This is a genomic window from Nocardioides ungokensis, assembly GCF_013466985.1.
Taxonomy (GTDB): domain Bacteria; phylum Actinomycetota; class Actinomycetes; order Propionibacteriales; family Nocardioidaceae; genus Nocardioides; species Nocardioides ungokensis.
This window is the reverse complement of the sequence record NZ_CP059164.1, coordinates 879,288-899,415: the sequence shown is the minus strand read 5'-3', so window position 1 is coordinate 899,415 and position 20,128 is coordinate 879,288. Positions and strand designations below refer to the sequence as shown.

19 protein-coding genes and 3 pseudogenes are annotated in these 20,128 nt (G+C 72.5%); 14 read left to right on the top strand and 8 right to left on the bottom strand.

Translation table 11 applies throughout. From position 1 onward, the window contains the following. Window positions 1-32 precede the first annotated feature (32 nt). Window positions 33-1,487, bottom strand: a complete 1,455-nt coding sequence (locus H0S67_RS04505) for an MFS transporter (RefSeq protein ID WP_180935609.1) — start codon at window positions 1,485-1,487, stop codon at window positions 33-35. A gap of 273 nt (window positions 1,488-1,760) precedes the next feature. Between H0S67_RS04505 and H0S67_RS04500 the strand changes: the two genes are divergently transcribed. The 5 genes and pseudogenes from H0S67_RS04500 (at window position 1,761) to H0S67_RS04490 (ending at window position 5,291) form a co-directional block, all read left to right on the top strand. Beyond that, window positions 1,761-2,900 carry a flavin-containing monooxygenase gene (locus H0S67_RS04500; RefSeq protein ID WP_180935608.1) on the top strand — a complete coding sequence of 380 codons (1,140 nt, stop codon included), beginning with the start codon at window positions 1,761-1,763 and terminating at the stop codon, window positions 2,898-2,900. A gap of 98 nt (window positions 2,901-2,998) precedes the next feature. Next, window positions 2,999-3,550 (top strand): annotated as a pseudogene (locus tag H0S67_RS24440) (acyl-CoA dehydrogenase family protein); the annotation flags it as partial. Window positions 3,551-3,630: 80 nt separating this feature from the next. Then, entirely contained in the window at window positions 3,631-4,104 is a 474-nt protein-coding gene (locus tag H0S67_RS24435; RefSeq protein ID WP_246355118.1) for an acyl-CoA dehydrogenase family protein, read from the top strand. Window positions 4,105-4,143: 39 nt separating this feature from the next. Next, the gene (locus H0S67_RS24430) at window positions 4,144-4,563 is read left to right on the top strand and encodes an acyl-CoA dehydrogenase family protein (protein ID WP_246355117.1); all 420 of its coding nucleotides are present in this window, start codon (window positions 4,144-4,146) and stop codon (window positions 4,561-4,563) included. Continuing rightward, entirely contained in the window at window positions 4,473-5,291 is an 819-nt protein-coding gene (locus tag H0S67_RS04490) for an acyl-CoA dehydrogenase family protein (protein WP_246355116.1), read from the top strand. The genes H0S67_RS24430 and H0S67_RS04490 overlap by 91 nt, the downstream gene beginning before the upstream one ends. A 159-nt stretch (window positions 5,292-5,450) precedes the next feature. Here the strand turns inward: H0S67_RS04490 and rlmC are convergent. Next, window positions 5,451-6,491 (bottom strand): annotated as a pseudogene (gene rlmC / locus H0S67_RS04485) (23S rRNA (uracil(747)-C(5))-methyltransferase RlmC); the annotation flags it as partial. 52 nt (window positions 6,492-6,543) lie between these two features. Then, window positions 6,544-6,873, bottom strand: coding sequence for a hypothetical protein (locus H0S67_RS04480; RefSeq protein WP_180935607.1), 330 nt, complete (start codon window positions 6,871-6,873; stop codon window positions 6,544-6,546). A gap of 286 nt (window positions 6,874-7,159) precedes the next feature. On the opposite strand from H0S67_RS04480, the gene H0S67_RS04475 reads away from it, so the two are divergent. Further along, window positions 7,160-7,921, top strand: coding sequence for an MOSC domain-containing protein (locus tag H0S67_RS04475; RefSeq protein WP_180935606.1), 762 nt, complete (start codon window positions 7,160-7,162; stop codon window positions 7,919-7,921). Between the two features lie 131 nt (window positions 7,922-8,052). Continuing rightward, entirely contained in the window at window positions 8,053-9,522 is a 1,470-nt protein-coding gene (locus tag H0S67_RS04470) for an MFS transporter (protein ID WP_180935605.1), read from the top strand. A 43-nt stretch (window positions 9,523-9,565) separates the two neighbouring features. Here H0S67_RS04470 and H0S67_RS04465 read toward each other — a convergent pair whose 3' ends face one another. Together H0S67_RS04465 and H0S67_RS04460 are read right to left on the bottom strand one after the other, a co-directional pair. Beyond that, window positions 9,566-9,841, bottom strand: coding sequence for a hypothetical protein (locus H0S67_RS04465; RefSeq protein WP_180935604.1), 276 nt, complete (start codon window positions 9,839-9,841; stop codon window positions 9,566-9,568). A 104-nt stretch (window positions 9,842-9,945) separates the two neighbouring features. After that, window positions 9,946-10,629, bottom strand: a complete 684-nt coding sequence (locus tag H0S67_RS04460) for a thermonuclease family protein (RefSeq protein ID WP_180935603.1) — start codon at window positions 10,627-10,629, stop codon at window positions 9,946-9,948. A gap of 252 nt (window positions 10,630-10,881) precedes the next feature. Here H0S67_RS04460 and H0S67_RS04455 point away from each other — a divergent pair, with 252 nt between their 5' ends. Beyond that, window positions 10,882-11,271: a hypothetical protein gene (locus H0S67_RS04455; RefSeq protein WP_180935602.1), complete on the top strand. Its 390-nt coding sequence runs from the start codon at window positions 10,882-10,884 to the stop codon at window positions 11,269-11,271. Window positions 11,272-11,308: 37 nt separating this feature from the next. Here the strand turns inward: H0S67_RS04455 and H0S67_RS23115 are convergent, their stop codons facing one another. Beyond that, a complete protein-coding gene (locus H0S67_RS23115) occupies window positions 11,309-12,454 on the bottom strand; it encodes a transketolase-like TK C-terminal-containing protein (RefSeq protein WP_219635470.1) in 1,146 nt (381 codons plus the stop codon). Continuing rightward, on the bottom strand, window positions 12,340-13,707 hold the full coding sequence (locus tag H0S67_RS23110) for a thiamine pyrophosphate-dependent enzyme (protein ID WP_219635469.1): 1,368 nt from the start codon (window positions 13,705-13,707) through the stop codon (window positions 12,340-12,342). Before H0S67_RS23110 ends, H0S67_RS23115 begins: the two co-directional genes overlap by 115 nt. A gap of 115 nt (window positions 13,708-13,822) precedes the next feature. On the opposite strand from H0S67_RS23110, the gene H0S67_RS26410 reads away from it, so the two are divergent. Together H0S67_RS26410 and H0S67_RS24415 are read left to right on the top strand one after the other, a co-directional pair. After that, window positions 13,823-15,388: an HD domain-containing phosphohydrolase gene (locus H0S67_RS26410; RefSeq protein ID WP_219635468.1), complete on the top strand. Its 1,566-nt coding sequence runs from the start codon at window positions 13,823-13,825 to the stop codon at window positions 15,386-15,388. A gap of 191 nt (window positions 15,389-15,579) precedes the next feature. After that, window positions 15,580-15,960: pseudogene (locus H0S67_RS24415) on the top strand (class I SAM-dependent methyltransferase); the annotation flags it as partial. A 167-nt stretch (window positions 15,961-16,127) separates the two neighbouring features. Here the strand turns inward: H0S67_RS24415 and H0S67_RS04435 are convergent. Beyond that, entirely contained in the window at window positions 16,128-17,372 is a 1,245-nt protein-coding gene (locus tag H0S67_RS04435) for an HNH endonuclease signature motif containing protein (protein ID WP_180935601.1), read from the bottom strand. Window positions 17,373-17,524: 152 nt separating this feature from the next. On the opposite strand from H0S67_RS04435, the gene H0S67_RS04430 reads away from it, so the two are divergent. The 4 genes from H0S67_RS04430 (at window position 17,525) to H0S67_RS04415 (ending at window position 20,123) form a co-directional block, all read left to right on the top strand. Further along, window positions 17,525-17,992, top strand: a complete 468-nt coding sequence (locus tag H0S67_RS04430) for a hypothetical protein (protein WP_180935600.1) — start codon at window positions 17,525-17,527, stop codon at window positions 17,990-17,992. A gap of 102 nt (window positions 17,993-18,094) precedes the next feature. Continuing rightward, on the top strand, window positions 18,095-18,418 hold the full coding sequence (locus H0S67_RS04425; protein WP_180935599.1) for a WXG100 family type VII secretion target: 324 nt from the start codon (window positions 18,095-18,097) through the stop codon (window positions 18,416-18,418). Between the two features lie 8 nt (window positions 18,419-18,426). After that, entirely contained in the window at window positions 18,427-18,723 is a 297-nt protein-coding gene (locus tag H0S67_RS04420; protein ID WP_180935598.1) for a WXG100 family type VII secretion target, read from the top strand. Further along, the gene (locus tag H0S67_RS04415) at window positions 18,720-20,123 is read left to right on the top strand and encodes an RNase A-like domain-containing protein (RefSeq protein ID WP_180935597.1); all 1,404 of its coding nucleotides are present in this window, start codon (window positions 18,720-18,722) and stop codon (window positions 20,121-20,123) included. The genes H0S67_RS04420 and H0S67_RS04415 overlap by 4 nt, the downstream gene beginning before the upstream one ends. Window positions 20,124-20,128: the final 5 nt, after the last annotated feature.

Here is a 20,128-nt window from a genome sequence, read left to right as displayed (position 1 = left end):
ACATACCCCTATGGGGTATGTCTAGGACATGTTCAGTGATGCCCGTGACCGTGGCCGTGCCCGGCCCCGTGCGCGACCTTCTTCGGGGTGAGCGCGGCCGGGACCAGCAGGCCGAGCAGGATGGCGGCGACCGCGACGAAGGCCTCGCCGTGGCCGGCGACCAGGCCGGCGCGCGTGGTGAGGTCACCGGCGACCGCGGTCAGCACCGCGACGCCGAGGGCGGCGCCGACCTCGTGGCCGGTCATCATCACTCCGGAGGCGAGCCCCGCCTCGTCGTGCTTGACGTCGCCCATCGCCGCGACCGAGATGGCCACGAACATCGGGCCGACGCCCAGTCCCAGGACGAGGAACCCGGGCAGGACGTCCGCGGCGTACGACGCGTCGGCGCCGGCCGTGGCGAGCAGCAGCGCGCCGGCGGCGGAGACGACGAGGCCGACCATGATCAGGGTGCGGGGGCCGACGTGCGGGAGCAGGTGGGAGGCGACGGCCGCCGCAGCAGTGATGGCCGCGGCCAGCGGCAGGAACTCCAGGCCGGTGACGATGGCCGAGGAGCCCAGCACCTGCTGGAGGTAGAGCGAGCTGAGGAAGATCGACCCGACCACGGCGCCGGTGACACCGGCCATCACGACCGAGGCCGAGACCAGCGAGCGCACCCGCCACACCTGCGGGGGCACCAGCGGCTCCGCGACCCGGCCCTCGAGGACGGCGAAGGCGGTGAGCAGGACCGCGGCCCCGGCCGCGCAGGCCAGCGTGGTGACGTCGGTCCAGCCCCGGCTGTTGATGCTCTCGATGGCGTTGACCAGCAGGAGCAGGCCGCCCACGAGGGTGACCGCACCGGGCACGTCGAGGCGGCGTCGGCCGGCACCGGTCCGCACCCCGGCGGGGACGACACGGAGCGTGGCGACCAGGGTCACGACGCCGATCGGCACGTTGATGAAGAAGACCGCGCGCCAGTCGAAGATGCTGGTGAGCAGGCCGCCGAAGAGCACGCCGGCGGCGATGCCCATGCTCGCGATGGTGCCCCAGACGGCGAGAGCGGCGGCGCGCTGCTTGCCGGCGTACGTCGTCATCACGATCGACATCGCGGCCGGGGTGAGCATCGCCGCGCCGGCGCCCTGGGCACCCCGCGAGAGCACCAGCGTGAGCGCCGAGTCGGCGAGGCCGCTGACCAGGGAGGCGCCGGTGAACAGCGTGAGCCCGGCCAGGAACATCCGGCGGCGGTCGAAGAGGTCGGCCATCCGGCCGCCGAGCAGCAGCAGGCCGCCGCTGAGCAGGACGTAGGCGCTGACGGCCCACTGGTAGTCGGCGGAGCTGAAGTGCAGGTCGGCGCCGATGCTGGGCAGGGCGACGTTCACGACGCTGACGTCGAGCACGACCATGAACTGGGCGGCGAGCATGAGGCCGAGCACCGTCCAGGGGCGGCGCACCTCCTCCTCGGCCGGGTGCGCGTGCCCGCCGTGGGGGGCGGCGTGGGCTGTGGTGGACATGGGATCTCCTGAGGTTCTCGACGGTGGTCCGTGGTGCCGGACCCATGCATCGAGACTCGCCCTGCAGGGCACCTGGTCGCGCCGGTGGAATCACCGGGTTGCGGCCTTGCAGGTTTCACCGGCTGGCCGGGGAAACCTGTAGTTGTCAGCCGTTGCAACGGCCGACAAGCACCAGTCCTGCCTGACAACCCCTGGCTCGCGGGCCCCCGGTCGCGCCTTATCCCGGTGATTTCACCGGCGCGGCCCGGCGTCGGTGCCGGGGATCGTCGTGGCATGACCACTACCCAGAACCGCCAGAAGAGCCCGGACGCCCGACACGCCCAGGACGCCCGCGACGCGCTGGACGTCATCGTCATTGGCGCCGGCCAGGCCGGCCTCGCCACGGCCCACCACCTCGCGCGCCACGGCCTGCGCTTCCTGGTCGTCGACGCCGCGCCCACGATCGGCCACGCCTGGCGCAGCCGCTGGGACTCGCTGCGCCTGTTCACCCCCGCCCGGTACGACGGGCTGCCCGGCCTCGCGTTCCCCGCCCCGGCGGGCACCTACCCGACCAAGGACGAGGTCGCCGACTACCTGGAGGCCTACGCCACGACGTTCGACCTGCCGGTGCTGCTCGAGTGCGCGGTGACCCGGCTCGAGCACAGCGACGGGCTGTTCGCGGTCCACACGACGCGGGGGCCGCTGCTGGCCCACCGGGTCGTGGTCGCCACCGGCCCGTTCCAGATCCCGGTACGCCCCGCCGTCTCCGCCGACCTGCCGGGCTCCGTGACCCAGCTGCACAGCGCGTCGTACCGCTCTCCGGCGGACGTCGCCCCCGGACCGGTGCTGGTCGTCGGCGCCGGCAACTCCGGCCGCCAGATCGCCCTCGAGCTCGCCGGCAGCCACGGTGCCGCCGGACACGAGGTCACCCTCGCGGTCGGCACCGAGTCGCTCCAGCTGCCCCAGCGGGTGCTGGGCCGTGACCTCTTCTGGTGGCTGACCCGCCTGGGCGTCATCACCAAGACCACCGACTCGCTGCTGGCCCGCCGGATGCGCGCCCGCGGCGACCTGGTGATCGGCAGCCCCCTGCGCGACCTCCGACGGGCAGGCGTCCACATCCGGCCACGACTGACCGGCACCGTCCCGGGCGGGGTGCGCTTCGCGGACGGCTCCGTCGGCCGCCCCGCCACGGTGGTGTGGGCGACCGGCTTCCGCCGTGACTACTCCTGGATCGACATCCCGGGCGTGATCGACGACGGGGTCGTCCGGCACACGCGCGGGCTCAGCGACGTGCCCGGGCTGGCGTTCGTCGGCCTGCCCTGGCAGCACACCCGCGGGTCGGCGCTGCTCGGCTTCGTCGGCGACGACGCCGGCTGGGTGGCCGACCGGCTCGCCCTCCAGACCCCCGGCCGGGTCCGACCTACGAGCGGGTAACGTGCGAGAGACCGGGCCTGTGACGGGCCCGTCGTCGACCCAGGAGAGACGCCGATGCAGCTGGAGCTGTCCCCGAGGACGCCGCGTTCCGCGACGAGATGCGGACCTTCTTCACCACCGAGGTCCCGCAGGAGATCCGCGACACCGTGGCCGAGCGCCGCGAGCTGACCAAGGAGCAGATCGTCGAGAGCCAGCGCGTGCTCAACGCACACGGGCTCGCCGTGCCGCACTGGCCGACCGAGTGGGGCGGCCAGGACTGGTCACCGCTGCGCCGCCACATCTGGCACGAGGAGATGCAGCGCGCCTGCGTGCCGACGCCGCTGGCCTTCAACGCCTCGATGGTCGGCCCGGTGATCGCGACGTTCGGCTCGCAGGAGCTCAAGGAGCGCTTCCTGCCCAAGACCGCCAACCTCGACATCTGGTGGTCGCAGGGATTCTCCGAGCCCGACGCCGGCTCCGACCTGGCCTCGCTGCGCACGACCGCCGTCCGCGACGGCGACGAGTTCGTCGTCAACGGGCAGAAGACGTGGACCACGCTGGGCCAGTACGGCGACTGGATCTTCTGCCTGGTCCGCACCGATCCCGAGGCCAAGAAGCAGCGCGGCATCTCGTTCCTGCTCATCGACATGACCTCCCCCGGCGTCACGGTCCGCCCGATCGAGCTGATCGACGGCGGCCACGAGGTCAACGAGGTGTGGTTCGAGGACGTGCGCGTCCCGGCCGACAACTCGTGGGCGAGCTCAACGCCGGCTGGGACTACGCGAAGTTCCTGCTCGGCAACGAGCGGGTCGGCGTCGCCCCGGTGGGCGCGACGAAGCGGGTGCTCGCCCGGGCCAAGGAGTACGCCGGCGACCAGCTCGCCGATCCGCTCACCGCCGCCCGGTTCGCCGAGCTGGAGAACGAGCTGCTCGCCCTCGAGCTCACCGCGCTGCGGGTCGTGGCCCACTCCTCCGACGGCAAGCCGCACCCGGCCTCGTCGGTGCTCAAGCTCAAGGGCTCCGAGCTGCAGCAGGCGGTCAGCGAGCTGCTGGTCGACCTCGCCGGGCCGGACTCACTGGCCTCGGGGGCCGGCGAGGGGTCGGACGTCCCGGGCTGGGCGCGCCGCGCCACCCCGGCGTACCTCAACCTGCGCAAGGCGTCGATCTACGGCGGGTCCAACGAGATCCAGCGGCAGATCATCGCGAAGACGATCCTCGGGCTCTGATCCGCACCCTGACTCGGACTTTTTGGGAAGAGGACTGACATGGACTTCACCTACGACGAGGAGCAGCAGGCCCTCGGCGAGGCCGTGCGCGGGCTGGTCGGCAAGGCGTACGCCGACTTCGAGAACCGTCGCCGGGTGACCGCCGAGGACCCGGGCTTCGACGAGAAGCTGTGGGCCCGCCTGGCCGAGATGGGCATCCTCGGGCTGCCGTTCCGCGGGGAGGACGGCGGCTCGGGCGCCGGCCCGGTCGAGGTCGGGATCGTCGCCCACGAGATGGGCAGGGTGCTGGCCCCGGAGCCCTACCTCACCTCGGTGGTGCTCGCTGGCGGCGTCGTCGCGGCGGCGGCTCCGCCGAGCAGCGGGCCGAGGTGCTCGGGGCGCTCTCCGCGGGTGAGCTCGTGCTCGCCCTCGCCCACGCCGAGCCGGGCTCCCGGTGGACCGCCTCCGCCTCGGCGGTGACGGCCACCGCCGCCTCCGGCGACGGCTGGACGCTCTCCGGCGTCAAGGAGCCGGTGCCCCAGGGCGCCCGCGCCGACCGGCTCGTCGTCAGCGCGGCGCTGCCCGACGGTGGCACCGGCCTCTTCCTCGTCGACCCCGACGCCTCGGGCGTCGGCCGCGACGGCTACGCCACCCACGACGGCGGCCGCGCCGCCCGGATCTCGCTCGACTCCACCCCGGCCGAGCCGCTCGGCGAGGCAGGCGTCGACCTCACCCCGACCATCGCCGCGGTGCGCGACATCGCGCGCGTGATGGCCTGCAACGAGGCGATCGGCGCGATGGAGGTCGCCCTCGACGCCACGACGTCGTACCTCACCAGCCGCAAGCAGTTCGGCGTCACCCTCAACACCTTCCAGGCGCTCAACTTCCGGGCGGCGGACATGTACGTCTCCCTCGAGCTCGCCAAGAGCGTGACGCTGTGGGCCACCATGGTGATCGCGGCGGGCAAGCCGGAGGCGATGGCCGAGGCCGCGTCCCGCGCGGCGCTCCAGGTCAGCCGCGCCGGCCGCCACATCGGCCAGGAGGCGATCCAGCTGCACGGCGGCATCGGCATGACCGCGGAGTACAGCATCGGCAGCTACACCAGCCGCCTGACAGCCCTCGACCACCTGCTCGGCGACGGCGACCACCACCTGCGCCGGCTCTCCGCCACGGTGGGCGACCACGAGGAGGTCGACCCGCTCCCCTGACACGCTGCGTCGTGTGGCTGGGAGTGCGCTCCGGCGCACTCCGGGCCGCACGACTCGTGTCAGCAGCGCTCGAGGAGCACGATCACCTCGTAGTGCCCGGTTGTTCGGGAACATGTCGAGCAGCCGACCCCGCGTGGGCCGCAGCGAGGGCATCGCGGCGAGGTCGCGGGCCAGGGACTCCGCGTTGCAGCTGGAGTAGACGACGTGGCCGACGCCCGAGTCCTCCAGCCAGCCGCTCAGCTCCGGCCCGACGCCACGCCGGGGCGGGTTGACCACGACGAGGTCCGGCGCGTCCTCGGCACCGAGGGCGTACGCCGTGGCGTCCCCCGCTGCGAACTCCACCCCCGCCAGGCCCCGCTCGTCCCGGCCCAGCTCATCCCGACTCAGCTCGGCGCTCGCGACGGCCTCCGCACTGACCTCGATCCCGGTGACCGTTCGGCCGGGCGCGGCCACGTGCAGGGCGAAGCCGCCGACGCCGCAGTAGAGGTCCCACACCGACGCCGGTGCGACCTCCCTCACCCACGCGCGCCCCTGCCGGTAGAGCTCCGCGGCCATCTCGGTGTTGGTCTGGAAGAAGCTCTGCGGGCGCAGGTGCAGGTCGACGTCGTTGACCCGCATCCGCAACGTCTCACGGTCGGTGAGCAGGATCTCCCGCTCCCCCTCGAGCACGGCCTTGTGCTCGGGCTGCAGGTTGACCGAGACGACCGCCAGTCCGGGCAGGTCGTCCACCAGCCCCGGCAGGTGCTTGCGGATCCGGGCGACCGGCTCCTGCGAGCGGAGCACGAAGCGCAGCATCAGCTCACCGTCCGGCGACTCGGTGAGCAGGAGGTACTTCAGCTCCCCGCGGCGCCGCGGCACGTCGTACGGCGTCAGGCCGGCGCGGCTCACGAACGCCGCGAGCACCGGCAGCGCCGCCTGGATCCCGGGCGTGTGCAGCGGGCACTCACGCAGATCGACGCCCTCGAGGTGCGGGCCCAGGATCCCCAGCGCAGGGTGGTCCGCGGTGCCGGTGACGACCATCTTCGCCTTGTTGCGGAAGCCGAACTGCCGGCTCGCGACCGGCGGCGACCAGGCCAGGTCACCATGTCCGGCCAGCAGCTCCTGCACGTGTTGCTGCTTGCCCGTCAGCTGTCGGGAGTACGGCTGCTCGATGATGCTGCAGGACCGGCAGCGGCCGGCCGCGAAGTAGGCGCACTCCATGACCCGCCAAGGCTACTCAGCCGCCGAGCGCCTCCCGTCGCAGCCGCCTCGGTCACAGCTGCCAGTGCAGGGTCACGAACGTCTTCGTGCCGTCACCCACCTGCCTGCCGGTGATCGTGCCGCTGATGCCCGAGAAGGCCCCGGAGCCCTGGGTGATCGGCCCGTGGAAGCGCTTGACGCCCTCGTGCAGCGTGACGTTGCCGACGACGATCCCGCCCTTGAGCGCCAGGGCCACCTGGATGAATGCGTCGTGGGTCTTGCGGTTGAACGTCCCCGTGATGGCATCGAACCCGACGATCTTGCCGGTTTCGCGCGACATGGCGCGATCCGTCCCGGCGAAGCTGTTCCGTCCGATCCGGTGGTCACCGGTCTGGTGCAGCACCAGCCTGGTGGTGTGCGTCGTGCTCCGGGCCGCCGCCGAGTCCGCCGAGACCGTTGCCCCCGTGAGCGCCGTAGCCGAGATCAATGCTGTCGCTGCCGCCACTGCCGCTTTCCTGTTCATCTCATCCTCGATCCGTCGTAGGCACGCTCGTCCCCCTCCGATCAGGACACGTGGCGTCGGCCCCGGGCCACATCGCTGATTTCGGTGATCCGGGCCGGGTTCTCGCACCAGCGGGGCTGAGATCGGGTATGGGCCAGCCCGCCACCAGGTGTGTCACGCTCCTCGGGTGAGGGTCACCAGCCTCGGCTTCGCCCCGGTCAAGGGCACCCGGCACGCGTCGTACGACGCGGTCACGCTGGACGCCCACGGGCCTGTCGGCGACCGGGCCTTCTGCCTCGTCGACGTGCCCCGCCGACACGTGCTGCGCACTGTGCAGAACCCGTCGCTGCTGGCCGTTCGCTCCCGCTGGGACGGCGGCTCCCTGCAGCTGGTGCTCCCGTCCGGCGACGACGCGACCGGCGCTCCGGTGCGCACCGGCGAGCAGGTCACCTGCGACTACTGGGGTCGCGAGGTGGCGCTCGACCTCCTCGACGGCCCCCACGCCGCCCTGGCGTCCTCCTACCTCGGGGTCCCGGTCCGGCTGGCCGCCTCGCCGCCCGGCGGGGTCGTGTACGGCGCCGCGGTGAGCCTGGTCTCGTGGGCCTCGATCCGGTGGCTGGCCGATCGGCTGGGACGCCCGGCGATGCTCGACGAGGCCGCCCGGTTCCGAGCCACGCTGGTCGTGGACGCCGGTGACGAGCCGTTCGTCGAGGAGACCTGGCTGGGTCGGGAGGTCCGGGTGGGATCCGCCCGGATCCGGGTCCACGAGTCGATCCCCCGCTGCGCCGTCGTCGACCTCGACCCCGCCACCGGCGTGCCCTCGGCCCGCGTCCTCCGGGCGTTGGCATCCCGCACCGGCGCCCCGTCGGCCGAGCTGCCGTTCGGCGTGGACGCCCACGTCGTGGAGCCCGGCGAGGTGCGCCCGAGCGACGCCGTACAGCCCTCCTGAACGACTCCGTCGAGCTGGGGTGAGGCGCGACACCCCGGCCGCAGGAATGCCCGGCCCCGGTCCGAGGTTCTGCTCAGCACCCGGGCTCTTCTGACTGGTTCGGCGATCTCACAGCAGGAGAGGCATCTTCCATGAGCACCAAGACGGCGGCGACCGACCGCAGGACCGACTACCGGGTGACCTTCCTGGTCCTCTGTCTCGGGGTCTCGTCGTTCTCCCTGCTGCAGTCGATGGTCAACCCCGTCCTGCCGACCATCGAGGCCGCGCTCGACACCGACCAGGCCACCGTCACGTGGGTGCTCACCGCCTACCTGCTCTCGGCGTCGGTGTTCACGCCGATCATCGGCCGGGTCGGGGACAAGGTCGGCAAGGAGCGGATGCTCGTCTTCGCGCTCGCCGCCCTCACCGTGGGCTCGCTGATGGCGGCCCTGGCGCCCACCATCGGGGTGCTCATCGTGGCGCGCGCGGTCCAGGGCATCGGCGGCGGCGTGCTCCCGCTGACCTTCGGGATCATCCGCGACGAGTTCCCGCGCGACAAGGTTGCTGGCGCGGTCGGCACGTCGGCCGCGCTGCTCGCCGTCGGTGGTGGCTTCGGGCTGGTGCTGGCCGGCCCGGTCGTGAACGCGCTCAGCTACCACTGGCTCTTCTGGCTGCCGATGGTCATGACCCTCGTGGCGGCCGTCGCCGCCGCGGTGTGGGTGCCCGAGTCGCCGGAGCGCACCCCCGGCCGGATCAACGTCGGCAGCGCCCTGCTGCTCTCGGCCTGGCTGGTCGCCCTGCTGCTGGGCGTGAGCCAGGGTCACAGCTGGGGCTGGACGTCCGGACGCGTGCTGGGTCTCTTCGTCGTGGCCGCGGCCCTCCTTCCCGTCTGGGTCGTCGCCGAGTCCCGCAGCGAGCAGCCGCTCGTCGACATGCGGATGATGCGGATCCCCACGGTGTGGACCGTCAATCTCGTGGCGCTGCTCTTCGGCATGGGGATGTACTCCATGTTCGCCTTCCTCCCGCAGTTCCTGCAGACCCCGTCGTTCACCGGCTACGGCTTCGGCGTCTCGGTGACCGAGTCCGGGCTGCTGCTCCTCCCCCAGACCGCGGCGACCTTCATCGCCGGCGTCTTCTCGGGTCGGCTCGCAGCGCGCTTCGGGTCCAAGGCGATCCTGGTCGCCGGTGCCACCCTGACCTCGCTCGGCACGCTCGGCCTGACGCTGGCGCACGACCAGCTCTGGCAGGTCGTCGTCGAGACCACGGTCCTCGGCCTCGCCTTCGGCCTCGCGTTCGCCGCGATGTCGAACCTCGTCGTCGACGCCGTCCCGCAGACCCAGACCGGTGTCGCCAGCGGCATGAATGCCAACATCCGGACCGTCGGCGGCGCCCTCGGTGGCGCCCTCCTGGCCAGCGTCGTGACCGCGACCCTGCGCCCCGACGGCCTCCCGGTGGAGTCCGGCTACACCCACGGCTTCGGCGTCCTCGTGGTCACCTCGGCGCTGGCGGCCGTGGTGGCCGTCTTCGTCCCGGTCATCCGTGCCCGCACCCACGTGGTCCCGGGTCCGCAGGCGGAGTACGAGGCCGAGCACCCGGCGCCTGTCGACAGCGCCGCTCGCTGACCGACCGCCGCTGGTCGCCGGCATCCGCCAGGCAGTCAGGGCGTCACCGACTCGCGGGCGGCGGCCTGGGCTCGCGTCCCGAGCCGCGGCGCCGGGTCAGGTCGACCACCTCACCCGCCGGTCGGCGCGAGCTCGCCACCGCCTGGGCGCAGCAGGCACCATGGCACGGCAGCCAGCCGTCGATGCGGCGGGACTGGCGGTACTCACCGAGCGAGACGACCCGGTCGGCGAGCACCCGATTCTCGGGCTGCCGGTCATCGAGCTGGTGGTCGGCGTTGCGGCCCATGCGATCTCCCCACGTCGCGGTCTGGTGGACCACGCCACTCTCCGCCGGGCCGCCGACAACGCCGGCCGTCGTGCGGCGTACCTGTGGACGTCCCGGGCGAGAACCCGGGCTGTGGACTCCCGGTGGCCCGAGAGCGACTACGCGGGCTGGCCGAAGTAGTCGCACCGCCCCCACAGCCCCACGCCGCTCGCCCGCGCTCCTGCTTCGGCGCGTCGCATGACGTCGATGTAGCGGTCGTTCGGCTCGTAGAGCACCGCCTCGGCGGCGCCGGACCGCACCAGCTGGAGGTTGACGAAGTCGCCGCGCGCGTTCCAGACGTAGAGCAGGGTGCGGCCGTAGGGGTCGAGCAGGTCCAGGTCCGGGAGGACCGAGACCTCGGACCCGGGCGGGGCCAGCCGGGCCAGCTCCGCGGTGGCCCGGTGCGCGTAGCACTCGACCGGCGCACCGGACTCGACGCTCTCGGGGGTGTCGACCTCCAGCAGCCGCACGCGGGTCTCGCCCGCGGCCAGCACACCCGGGACCGCGACGCGTGACCGGACGATCAGCGTGTCGCCGTCGACCAGCCGTACGACGGTGACCCGGACCGCCCGCCGCGGCACCCCCACGCCGCCCCGCTCTCCCGCGTCGTTCGGGGCGTCATGGGTCGCCGTGTCATGGGTCGCCTTGTCATGGGTCGGTGGGCGGATCGGCCGCACGGGATGGGCCCGGTCCCCGACCGGAGCCCCCGACCCGTGGGACGACAGCGCCGCGGGCAGGCCGAGCCACCATGCGAAGGCAGCCACCAGTCCGATGCTCAGCAGTGCGATGCCTCGCTCCAGCATGTCGACCTCCCCCGTCCCCACGAGGATGGCGGCCACCGCCGACGGCGCCGTCCGAAGTCGTGCCAGGTCCCCCGGATGAGGGAGGTCCCCCTGGATGAGGGAGGTGCTCAGCGCCCCAGCAGCGCCCCGCCGTCAGCTCTGTCCGATCGCGGCCACCCCATTCGGGTCATGACGCCGACCCACATGAGGGCGACACTGGAACCGGGCGACGTTCCGGCAACCCGTGCCGCCCCGTCGCCGACGAGGTGCGTCATGATCGATCGACTTCGCAAGCCCGGGGGGCGCCTGGGCGCCCTGAGCCTCACCAGCGCGGCCATTCTCGCGATCGTCGGGGCGCTTGGCGTCCTGTCCTTGCTGGTGGCCCTCATCGCCGGGTCGGGCTTCTGGTCCAACAGCGACAGCGACAAGGTCGTCGGCATGATCTTCTTCGCGATCGTGTTCCTCGGCGCGGTCGGGTTCCTGATCGAGGACCAGTACCCCTGGGCCGGAGCCGCACTGGCAGTCGTCGGCGGCGTGGCGCTTGCCTTGGTGCTGTTCTGGACGGCCCTGGCGATCGTGCTCGGCCTGGGGGCGGCGGTCGTGGCGGTGCTGCGAGCCCGGGCGATGCACCACGGCTCCACGACAGCCGCGCATCCCGCCTGAGTCGCAAGCCCCAGCGCCCACCCCCTTTACGGGTGGCTCAGCGCCCCAGGAGCGTCAGCGCCGCATCGGCGATCGAGCCGGTGTCGATCCCGTGCAGCGCGTACGCGTCCTCCAGTCCCGAGGACTGCCCGAACTCCGTGACGCCCAGGCAGCGGGTCCGGTCGCCGCGCACGCCGGCCAGGAACGACAGCGTGTGCGGGTGCCCGTCGAGCACGGTGACCAGCGGCGCGGGGTGCGAGGACGGGAAGAGGTCCTCCACGATGCCGCCGCCGGCGCCGGGCGCGCGGCTCGAGCGCTGCTGCCACGAACGGAACACGAGGTCCGGGCTGGTCAGGCACACGACACCCGCGGTGACGCCCTCCGACTCCAGCAGCTCGGCGGCCGCCAGCACCTCGGGCATCATCGCGCCGACGCCGACCAACGTGACCTGCTCGGACGCGAGGTCGTGCGAGGTCACCCGGTAGCCACCGGCGATGGCCTGGCGCCGGCGCCGCTCGAGCAGGGTGGGCTCCTCGGGCAGGCGGGCCAGGGCCGGGTCGATGGGCCGCGTCGAGAGCCGGAAGTACGCCGACGTCCCGCTCGGCACGCCCACCTGGGACATCGCGTGCAGGAAGCACCACTCCAGGTCCTGCCCGAACGCCGGTTCCCACGCCACGCAACCCGGCTGCTCGAGCCCGATCGACGGCGTGGTGATCGACTGGTGCGCGCCGCCCTCGGGCGCGAGGGTGACGCCGGACGGCGTACCGACCAGGATCGACTGTCCGCCGGAATAGATGCCGTAGGACCACGGCTCGAGCGCCCGCGACACGAACGGGTCGTAGAGCGTCGCGATCGGGATCAGCCGCTCGCCCCACCGCGACCAGGTCGCACCCAGCTCGCCGAGCAGCCCGACCAGGTTGACCTCGGCGATGCCGAGCTCGATGTGCTGGCCGTTGCTGACCTCCGACCACTTCAGGACCCGCTCGCGGTCGTCGGCGAACCAGTCCCGCCGGTCCTGCACCGACCACACGCCGGTCTTGTTGATCCAGCCGCCGAGGTTGGTCGAGGACGCCACGTCGGGGCTGCAGGTCACCACCCGCGCCGCCGCCTCAGGGGCGTCGTGCTTGAGGTCCGCGAGCAGGCGGCCCAGTGCGGCCTGCGTGGACGCGGGCTTGCGGTGCGGGTGCCCCAGCGACGTGGGCACGGCCACCGCGGCGGGCGAGGCGACGGGCGTACGACGCAGCGCGGCGCCGCGGTCGCGGCACAGCTCGCCCTCGGCGGTGCCGGGCTCGAACGCCAGCCACGGCTCCTCGAGCGAGGTGCCGGAGGCGTCGGCCAGCGCCTGCATCTGGGCCTCGGTGAGCAGCGCGGAGGGTTGTTGGGGTGGCCCTCGGTGGGGAGGCCGCGGCCCTTGACGGTGTAGGCGAAGACGACGGTCGGCCGTGTCGTGTCGAGGGCCCGGAAGGTGTCGACCAGCAGTCCGAGGTCGTGCCCGCCGAGGTCGCGCACGGCCGCGGCGAGCTGGACCGAGGGGACCTCCTCGAGCAGCGCGCGAAGCTGCGCACTGCCCCCCTCCCCCATGATCCGGCCCGCGACCTCGGAGGAGTCGACGCGGAGCATCCGCTGGTACTCCTCGTTGGGCATGTCCTCCAGCCGGCGGCGCAGCTCGGCACCACCCGGTCGGTCGAACAGCTCGGAGATCAGCCGGCCCCACTTGAGGGTCACGACCTGCCAGCCGGCCGCCTCGAACATGCCCTGCAGGCGTGCGATCTGGATGTCGGGCACCACCCGGTCCAGCGACTGCCGGTTGAGGTCGACGACCCAGAGCAGCTCGCCGAGGTGGGCGACCTGCGGGTCGGCGACGGCCTCCCAGATGGCCCCCTCGTCGAGCTCGGCGTCACCGAGCAGGCTGATGAACCGGCCCGCCGGAGGTGCGTCCGCGAACTGCGAGCGCACGTAGCGGTGCGAGATCGCCGCCCACAGCGCCGCGGTCGCCCCGATGCCGACCGAGCCGGTGGAGAAGTCGACGGTGTCGGGGTCCTTCAGCCGCGAGGGGTAGGACTGCAGCCCGCCCTTGGCGCGCAGCGTCGGGAGGTACTTCTCGTCGAGGTCGCCGAGCAGGTAGTTGATCGCGTGCAGCACCGGCGAGGCGTGCGGCTTGACCGAGACCCGGTCCTCACTGGTCAGCTCGTGGAACCACAGCGCGACCATGATGTCGACCATCGACGCCGACGACGACTGGTGCCCACCGACCTTGACGCCGCTGGTGTTGGGCCGGCCGCGGTTGGCGGCGTCCACGATCGCGGCCGAGAGCCACAGCACCCGCTGCGAGATCTCGCGGAGCGTCGTCGTCGCCTCGTCGCTCAAGGCGCTGCCACTCAACGCGCTGCGACTCAATGCGTGGCCGCTCAGGGCGGGGCTGCCCAAGGCGGGGCCGGTGGTGTCGAGCTCGCTCATCAGTGTCCTTCCCGGTCGCACCTCGTCGTGCGCACCGTTCTGCCCGGAGATCCTCGCGCACCTCGGGTGTCTTCGTCACACCGGCGGTGGCGCCCCCGGGTCTACCCTCGATGACGTGGGTCGTCCCGACGACGGGGTGCGGATCGCGGAGCTGGTCGCGACGCTGTCGTACGCCGCCGACCTGGGGCTCGGCCAGCCGATGGACCACTGCCTGCGGCAGACCGCGATCGCCCTGCGGCTCGCCGACCTGGTCGGGGCGGACCAGCCGCAGCGCGAGGCGACGTACTACCTCGGCCTGATGATCAGCGCCTACTGTCACGCGGACGCGGCGGAGCAGGCCAGCTGGTTCGGCGACGACATCGACTTCAAGGCCACCGGCTTCGAGCTGCTCGACATGGACACGGCGCAGGTCGTGGCGACCGTCCTGCGACACCTCTCCTCGCACGGCACCGGCCTCGAGCGTGTCCGCCGGATCGCCGCTCTCCCCGTCACCGCCCGCGGCCAGCTCGGCCACTTCCTGGAGACCCACGCGACCATCGGCGCGCAGATGGCCGGCCGGCTGGGCCTCGCGCCGGCCGTGCAGGTGGCCATCGGGCAGGCCTACGAGCAGTGGGACGGCAAGGGCTTCCCACGTGGGCTGCGCGGAGAGGACATCTGCCTCGCCACCCGGCTGGTGCCCGTGGCGGGCGCAGTCGAGATCTTCGGTCGTCGCCGGGGACCGACGGGGGCGGTCGAGGTGGTGCGCCGGCACCGGGGCGGACAGTTCGACCCCCGGGTGGTCGACGCCTTCTGCGACCACGCCGAGACGGTGCTCGACGGGCTGGACGAGGCGGCCGCGTGGGACGCCGTACTGGATCTCGAGCCGTGGCCCCGCAGGTGTGTGGACGGGCCGGAGCTCGACGCCGCCCTGGAGGCGATCGCCGACGGGGTCGACCTCAAGTCGCCGCACCTGGCCGGCCACTCGCGCGGCGTCGCGCTGCTCGCCGCGGAGGCCGCCCGGGTCTGGGGGCTGGGCGAGGCCGAGGTCACGACGGTACGACGGGCCGGGCTGGTCCACGACCTGGGCCGTCTCGGGGTCTCCAACGCGGTGTGGGACAAGCCCGGGCCGCTGACCGAGGCCGAGCGCGAGCGGGTCCGCCTGCATCCCCACCTGACCAACCGGATGCTGGCGCGCGTGACGGCGCTGGCCGAGGCGCGGGTGATCGCGTCGCGGCACCACGAGCGGCTCGACGGCTCGGGCTACCCGCAGGGCCTCACCGCCGGCTCGCTGTCGCCCGGGGACCGGCTGCTCGCGGCGGCGGACAGCTATCACGCCATGACCGAGCCGCGCCCGTTCCGTAGCGCCTGTCCGGAGGACGTCGCAAGCAGGCTGCTCCTCGACGAGGTGGCCGCCGGGCGGCTCGACGCGGACGCGGTCAGCGCCGTGCTCCGCGCCGCCGGGCACCGCGCTCCGATCCACCATCCCCGCCCGGCGGGGCTGACCGTCCGCGAGGTCGAGGTGCTGCAGCTGATCGCGCGCGGGCACACCAACAAGGAGATCGCACGTCTGCTGCACGTGACGCCGAAGACGGCCTCCAACCACGTCGAGCACATCTACACCAAGCTCGGCGTCACGAGTCGCGCTGCGGCGACGTTGTGCGCGATCCAGCACCACCTGGTCGGCAGCTTCGAGCCGGCCTGACCCCTGGGGTGAATGCCTCATGTGCCCGGCCCCGGCGGTGCCTAGCGTCGGGAGCGTCAACATCCGTTGGCACCATCCCAGGAAGGAGAAGCTGATGGGCTTCTACGCCGAGCACATCGTGCCCCGGATCCTCGACAAGGCCTGCGGCCTCGAGGCGGCCACACCGTTCCGCGAGCGGGCCGCCTGCCGGCCTGGCCGGCGAGGTCGTCGAGATCGGGTTCGGGTCTGGCCTGAACCTCCCCCACTACCCCGCCGAGGTCGTCTCCGTGGCCGCCGTCGACCCGTCCGACGTCGGCTGGAAGCTGGCGGCCCAGCGGCTGGCGAAGGCAACCGTGCCCGTACGCCGCGCCGGCCTCGACGGCCAGCGGCTGCCCTTCGACGACGACACCTTCGACGCCGCGCTCTCGACCTGGACGATGTGCACGATCCCCGACCTCGTGGCCGCCCTGCAGGAGCTGCGACGGGTGCTGCGCCCGGGCGGCACGCTGCACTTCGTCGAGCACGGCCTCGCACCCGACGAGAAGGTCCGTCGCATGCAGCGTCGGATGGAGCCGCTGAACAAGCGCATCTTCGGCGGCTGCCACCTGACCCGGCCGATCACCGACCTGATCACCGGTGCCGGGTTCGAGATCAAGGAGCTCGACCAGTACTACGAGCCGGGCGCCCCGAAGTTCGCCGGCGCCGACTCGCTGGGTCGCGGTGAGTGCCTGAGGCCAGGCCGGCACCGCGACCGCTCCCCTCACCGCCGCCTGGTGAACCTGACGTCGCCGTTGGTCATTCGGCTGCCGGCGTACCTGGTGTCGTGGGCACGGTGGTGGTGCCAGGAGCAGAGCAGGACGCCGTCCTCCAGGTCGGTCCGGCCGCCCTTGCTCCAGGGTCGTTCGTGGTGGGCCTCGCACCACGCCGCCGGGATCGAACACCCCTCGGCGCGGCAGCGCCGGTCGCGGATCACCATCGCCTTGCGCTGCGCGGGACTGAAGAGCCTCCTGCTGCGGCCGAGGTCCAGGACCTCCGAGTCGCCACCCAGGACGACCGGGACGATGCCGGCGTTGCACGCCAGCCGGCGGGCCTCCTCGGCGGTGATCCGCTCACCGGTGCCGAGCTCGGCGGCCCCGAGGCCGTCTCGGAGCTGCTGGAACGGGATGGTGACCATCACGGTCGTGGCGGTCCCGCCGTGCTGGGGCAGCACGTTGGACGGCAGCCTCTCGACCAGGGCGCAGAACGCCTCGCCGAGCCGGCGGGGATACGGCAGCCGCGGCACCTCGTCATCACTCCCGTGGCCGCCGTGCTCCCGCCGGGGCGCGGACAACGACTCGAGGTAGACCTTCACCCGAGCCGCGACGTGGTCGGGCACGCGGATCCTGATGTCGGTGGCACCGTCTCCCCTGGCCTGCATGGTCAGGGACGTCGCTCGCCGGGCGGCGCGCTCCTCCGCCTCCAGCTTGCGGCGCTCCTCCTCCTCGGCGATCTCGGGCGCGAGCACGTCCAGGATCCGCCGGCCGAGCCGCTTCAGGTCCCGTGGGCCGAAGTGCGCGGCCTGCTCGACCAGGTGCGCCTCGGCCTTCGCCTTCAGGTCAGGACCGAGGCGGTCCGGCAGCTCGTCGAGGCACCGGGCGATGACGTCCGCCTGGGCCTCGTTGACCCTGCCGTCGGCGAAGGCGGTGGCGAGGACGTGCCAGCGACGGTCCAGCGCCTCACCCAGTCGCAGGGCCCGCGCCGACTCGGCGTACCCCGCTCGCAGCGCGTGCTCCAGCCACGCCGCCACGGACCGCGCGCCCGTGTCGACGGCCACGTCGTCGGCGTTCGCCATGACGGACAGCTGCACCGCGCGCAGCTGCTCGATCGCACCGCTCAACGTCACCAGCACCGCACGCTTCTCGCCCGACGACAGGTAGGTGGGATCGAGCCCCTTGGCCTCCTCCGCCGCGTCGAGCACCGACCGCGCACATCCCAGCAGCGGGTGCGTCAGCGGGATCGTGGCCATGAGCCCATTCTAGAACAGAGAGGGACGATAATCGAGCACAGTTTCGAACCTGTGGACGACGCCGAGCAGCCCCGGCTCACCCATCGCGGGTGAGGCGGCGGGGGCCGGGACGAACCGATGGTGGAGGGGACCGACCACCCCGGAGGTACGACGTGCCCAACCGCCTGCTCTCCCTCGCGATCGCCCTGGGCATCAACGCCCTGGCCGTCGCCGTACTCGTCGCCGGGTGCGGCTCGGACGACAACAGCACGAGCTCGTCGTCGACCAGTCCGACTCCGTCGTCTTCCACCACGGGAGGCGGGTCGGCGGTCTGCACGGCCATCGATCAGCTCGCGACGGATACGAAGGCGATGACGGACGACACCACCGTCCAGCAGTTCCAGGCCTCGCTCACGGCCGTCGGCAACGACCTCAAGGACGTCAAGACACAGGCACAGGCCGAGTTCGCCGGGCCTGTCGACGACGTCCAGAAGGCGCTGACCGCCTTCGGTGACGAGCTGAAGTCCGTCGGCAACGGCCAGGGCGCCATGAAGACGCTCGAGGCGCTCGGCAAGGCCGCAGGAAACGTGAGCGACTCCGTCCAGGCGCTGGCGTCGCAGGCCTCCTGCCCGTCGAGCTGACCCACGCCGGGGTTGTCCACAGATCCGTCCCGCGCTCTCCCGCCGCGCCCGGATCGCGGGAAGTCTTGCCGGTGACGACGTAAGCCTCACTCGGGAGACTCCATGACGATCACCGTCGACAACCCCGCGTTCCGCGCCGCTCTGGCCGAGCTCGACCGGGCGGCGGACCGGCTGCACACCACGCGACGTCAAGCCGGCCGCCACGTGGACGGCCTGCTCGACGGCGACTGGTCCGGGCTGGCGGCCGAGGCATTCGGCGAGGGCTGGGCGGGCTGGTGCCGCGGCTCTCAGGAGGTGCTCGACGGCCTGCTCGCTCTGCGGCGGCTGGTCGAGGAGGTCCGCCTGGGCCTGATGCAGCAGGACGCGGGCACCCAGGCCCGGATGGGCAGCATCGCGCAGGACGTGGCCGCGGGCCCCGCCCGATGAGCGCTGGCGTGTCGGCGTTCGTCGCGGACGTCGACGGGCTGCTGCGGTTGGTCGGTCGGCTGACGCGCTGCGGGGACGAGCTCGGCGAACTGCTCGACGAGCTCGACCGTTCCGTCGGCGCCCTGCACGACACGTGGTCCGGGGAGGCGGCGGAGGCCCACCGGGTGGCCCACCGGACCTGGGCGGCGGGCTTCCGCGAGATGCAGGAGGCGCTCGGCCTGATGCGGCTCGCTGCCGACGTCGCCCGCGACAACTACGCGACCGCGGCCGAGGCCAACGCGCGGATGTGGAGCCAGGTCCGGTGAGGCTCGAGGTGCTCGGCTGTGGCTACCAGACCGCCGCGGGGGCCTTCGTCGACGCCAACCAGCTGTCCGCACTCTGCTTCACCCGGCTGGCGGGGCGGCTGTCGTCGTACGCCGGGATGGCGGGCGACGACAGCACCTCGCAGGAGTTCGCCGCGGCGTACGACGACGGGGCGCGCGAGGCACTCTCCTCGCTGGCCGACCTGGTGGACTCCTGCTCCGGTCTCGGGCGCCTCACCACCACCTCGCTGGCCAACCACACCCGCGCCAACGTCAGGTCGATCGCGGTCGGCGCCACCGTCTACGAGGGCGGCGACCTGCCCGAGATGGGCGACCACAGTGCGTACGTCTCCGTCCTCCCGACGACTCCACCGACCTCGCTCGGCGCCGACACCCCGCTGCTGCCCGACCAGGTGCGCTGGATCCTCGACCACATCGAGGGGTTCGTGTGGCCCGGCGCCGACGTCGACCGTCTCCGCGACGCCGCGGGCGCGTGGCGTGCCGCGGCGACCGGCCTCGACGGCCTCGTCCCGTGTTGCGACTCGGCGATCCGGGCCTTTTGGCGCGAGCGCTCCCCCGAGATCCCCCTCGCCATCGACGCCACCCACGAGCTGCGCACCTCGATCGCCGGCCTCGCCGACCAGTTCGCCTCGCTCGCCGCCGCCTGCGACTCCTACGCCGATGCCGTGGAGGCCAAGCGCGCCGAGATCCTCCACCTCGCCGAATGGCTCCTCGAGCAGGTCGTAGAGGGCGTGGTCATCAGTGTCGCCCTCGGCGCGATCACCGGAGGCGCCGGCACCGCCGCCGGTCTCTCCGCCGTCGTCGCCCGCGTGGCCGCCGAGTCCCCGCGCTTCGCCGCCATCCTCGAGGCCCTCCGCGCCCTCGCCGCCGGTGTCGCCGCGTCCGTCCGCGCCGCGCGCGAAGCTCTTCAAACTGTCCGGATCACCCTGACCAAGTTCCACGACGCCACCGTCGCGCGGTCCTTGGCGCGGGGTGAGGCCGGGACGCTGAAGCTGTGGTGGGAGCGGGAGCCGGGGTGGTTGGTGAAGCACGAGCACTCGGGCAGCCACACCCTGAAGAAGCATGTGGGCAAGACGAATGAGGAACTCTTGCAGCGTCTCCGAGATCAGCCAGGGCTGAGCAAGTCCTCCACCTTCACCAGCCAAGAAGTCGCAGAATCCGAGATGTCACGTCTGCTTGCCTCCCGAGACGCGGAAGTGTCTCAATGGCTGGCAGACGGGAGGAGACCCCTTGAGCTCGACACGACTGCATCTCAAGTGGTCGGACGGTGTGCCTTCCGGAGCGGCACTATCGTCGACAGCAGTTCGTTTCGCGTCGTTCTTGTTCGCGACGCATCCATGCCGGAGGGGTACCGAATCCTCACTGCGTTTCCCACGCCATGAGTAGT

What these genes read in the sequence shown, in the direction of transcription:
- H0S67_RS04505 (WP_180935609.1), bottom strand. Translation starts at nt 1,487, where the DNA reads ATGTCCACCACAGCCCACGCCGCCCCCCACGGCGGGCACGCGCACCCG.
- H0S67_RS04500 (WP_180935608.1), top strand. Translation starts at nt 1,761, where the DNA reads ATGACCACTACCCAGAACCGCCAGAAGAGCCCGGACGCCCGACACGCC.
- H0S67_RS24430 (WP_246355117.1), top strand. Translation starts at nt 4,144, where the DNA reads ATGGACTTCACCTACGACGAGGAGCAGCAGGCCCTCGGCGAGGCCGTG.
- H0S67_RS04470 (WP_180935605.1), top strand. Translation starts at nt 8,053, where the DNA reads ATGAGCACCAAGACGGCGGCGACCGACCGCAGGACCGACTACCGGGTG.
- H0S67_RS04460 (WP_180935603.1), bottom strand. Translation starts at nt 10,629, where the DNA reads ATGCTGGAGCGAGGCATCGCACTGCTGAGCATCGGACTGGTGGCTGCC.
- H0S67_RS04455 (WP_180935602.1), top strand. Translation starts at nt 10,882, where the DNA reads ATGATCGATCGACTTCGCAAGCCCGGGGGGCGCCTGGGCGCCCTGAGC.
- H0S67_RS23110 (WP_219635469.1), bottom strand. Translation starts at nt 13,707, where the DNA reads ATGAGCGAGCTCGACACCACCGGCCCCGCCTTGGGCAGCCCCGCCCTG.
- H0S67_RS04435 (WP_180935601.1), bottom strand. Translation starts at nt 17,372, where the DNA reads ATGGCCACGATCCCGCTGACGCACCCGCTGCTGGGATGTGCGCGGTCG.
- H0S67_RS04425 (WP_180935599.1), top strand. Translation starts at nt 18,095, where the DNA reads ATGACGATCACCGTCGACAACCCCGCGTTCCGCGCCGCTCTGGCCGAG.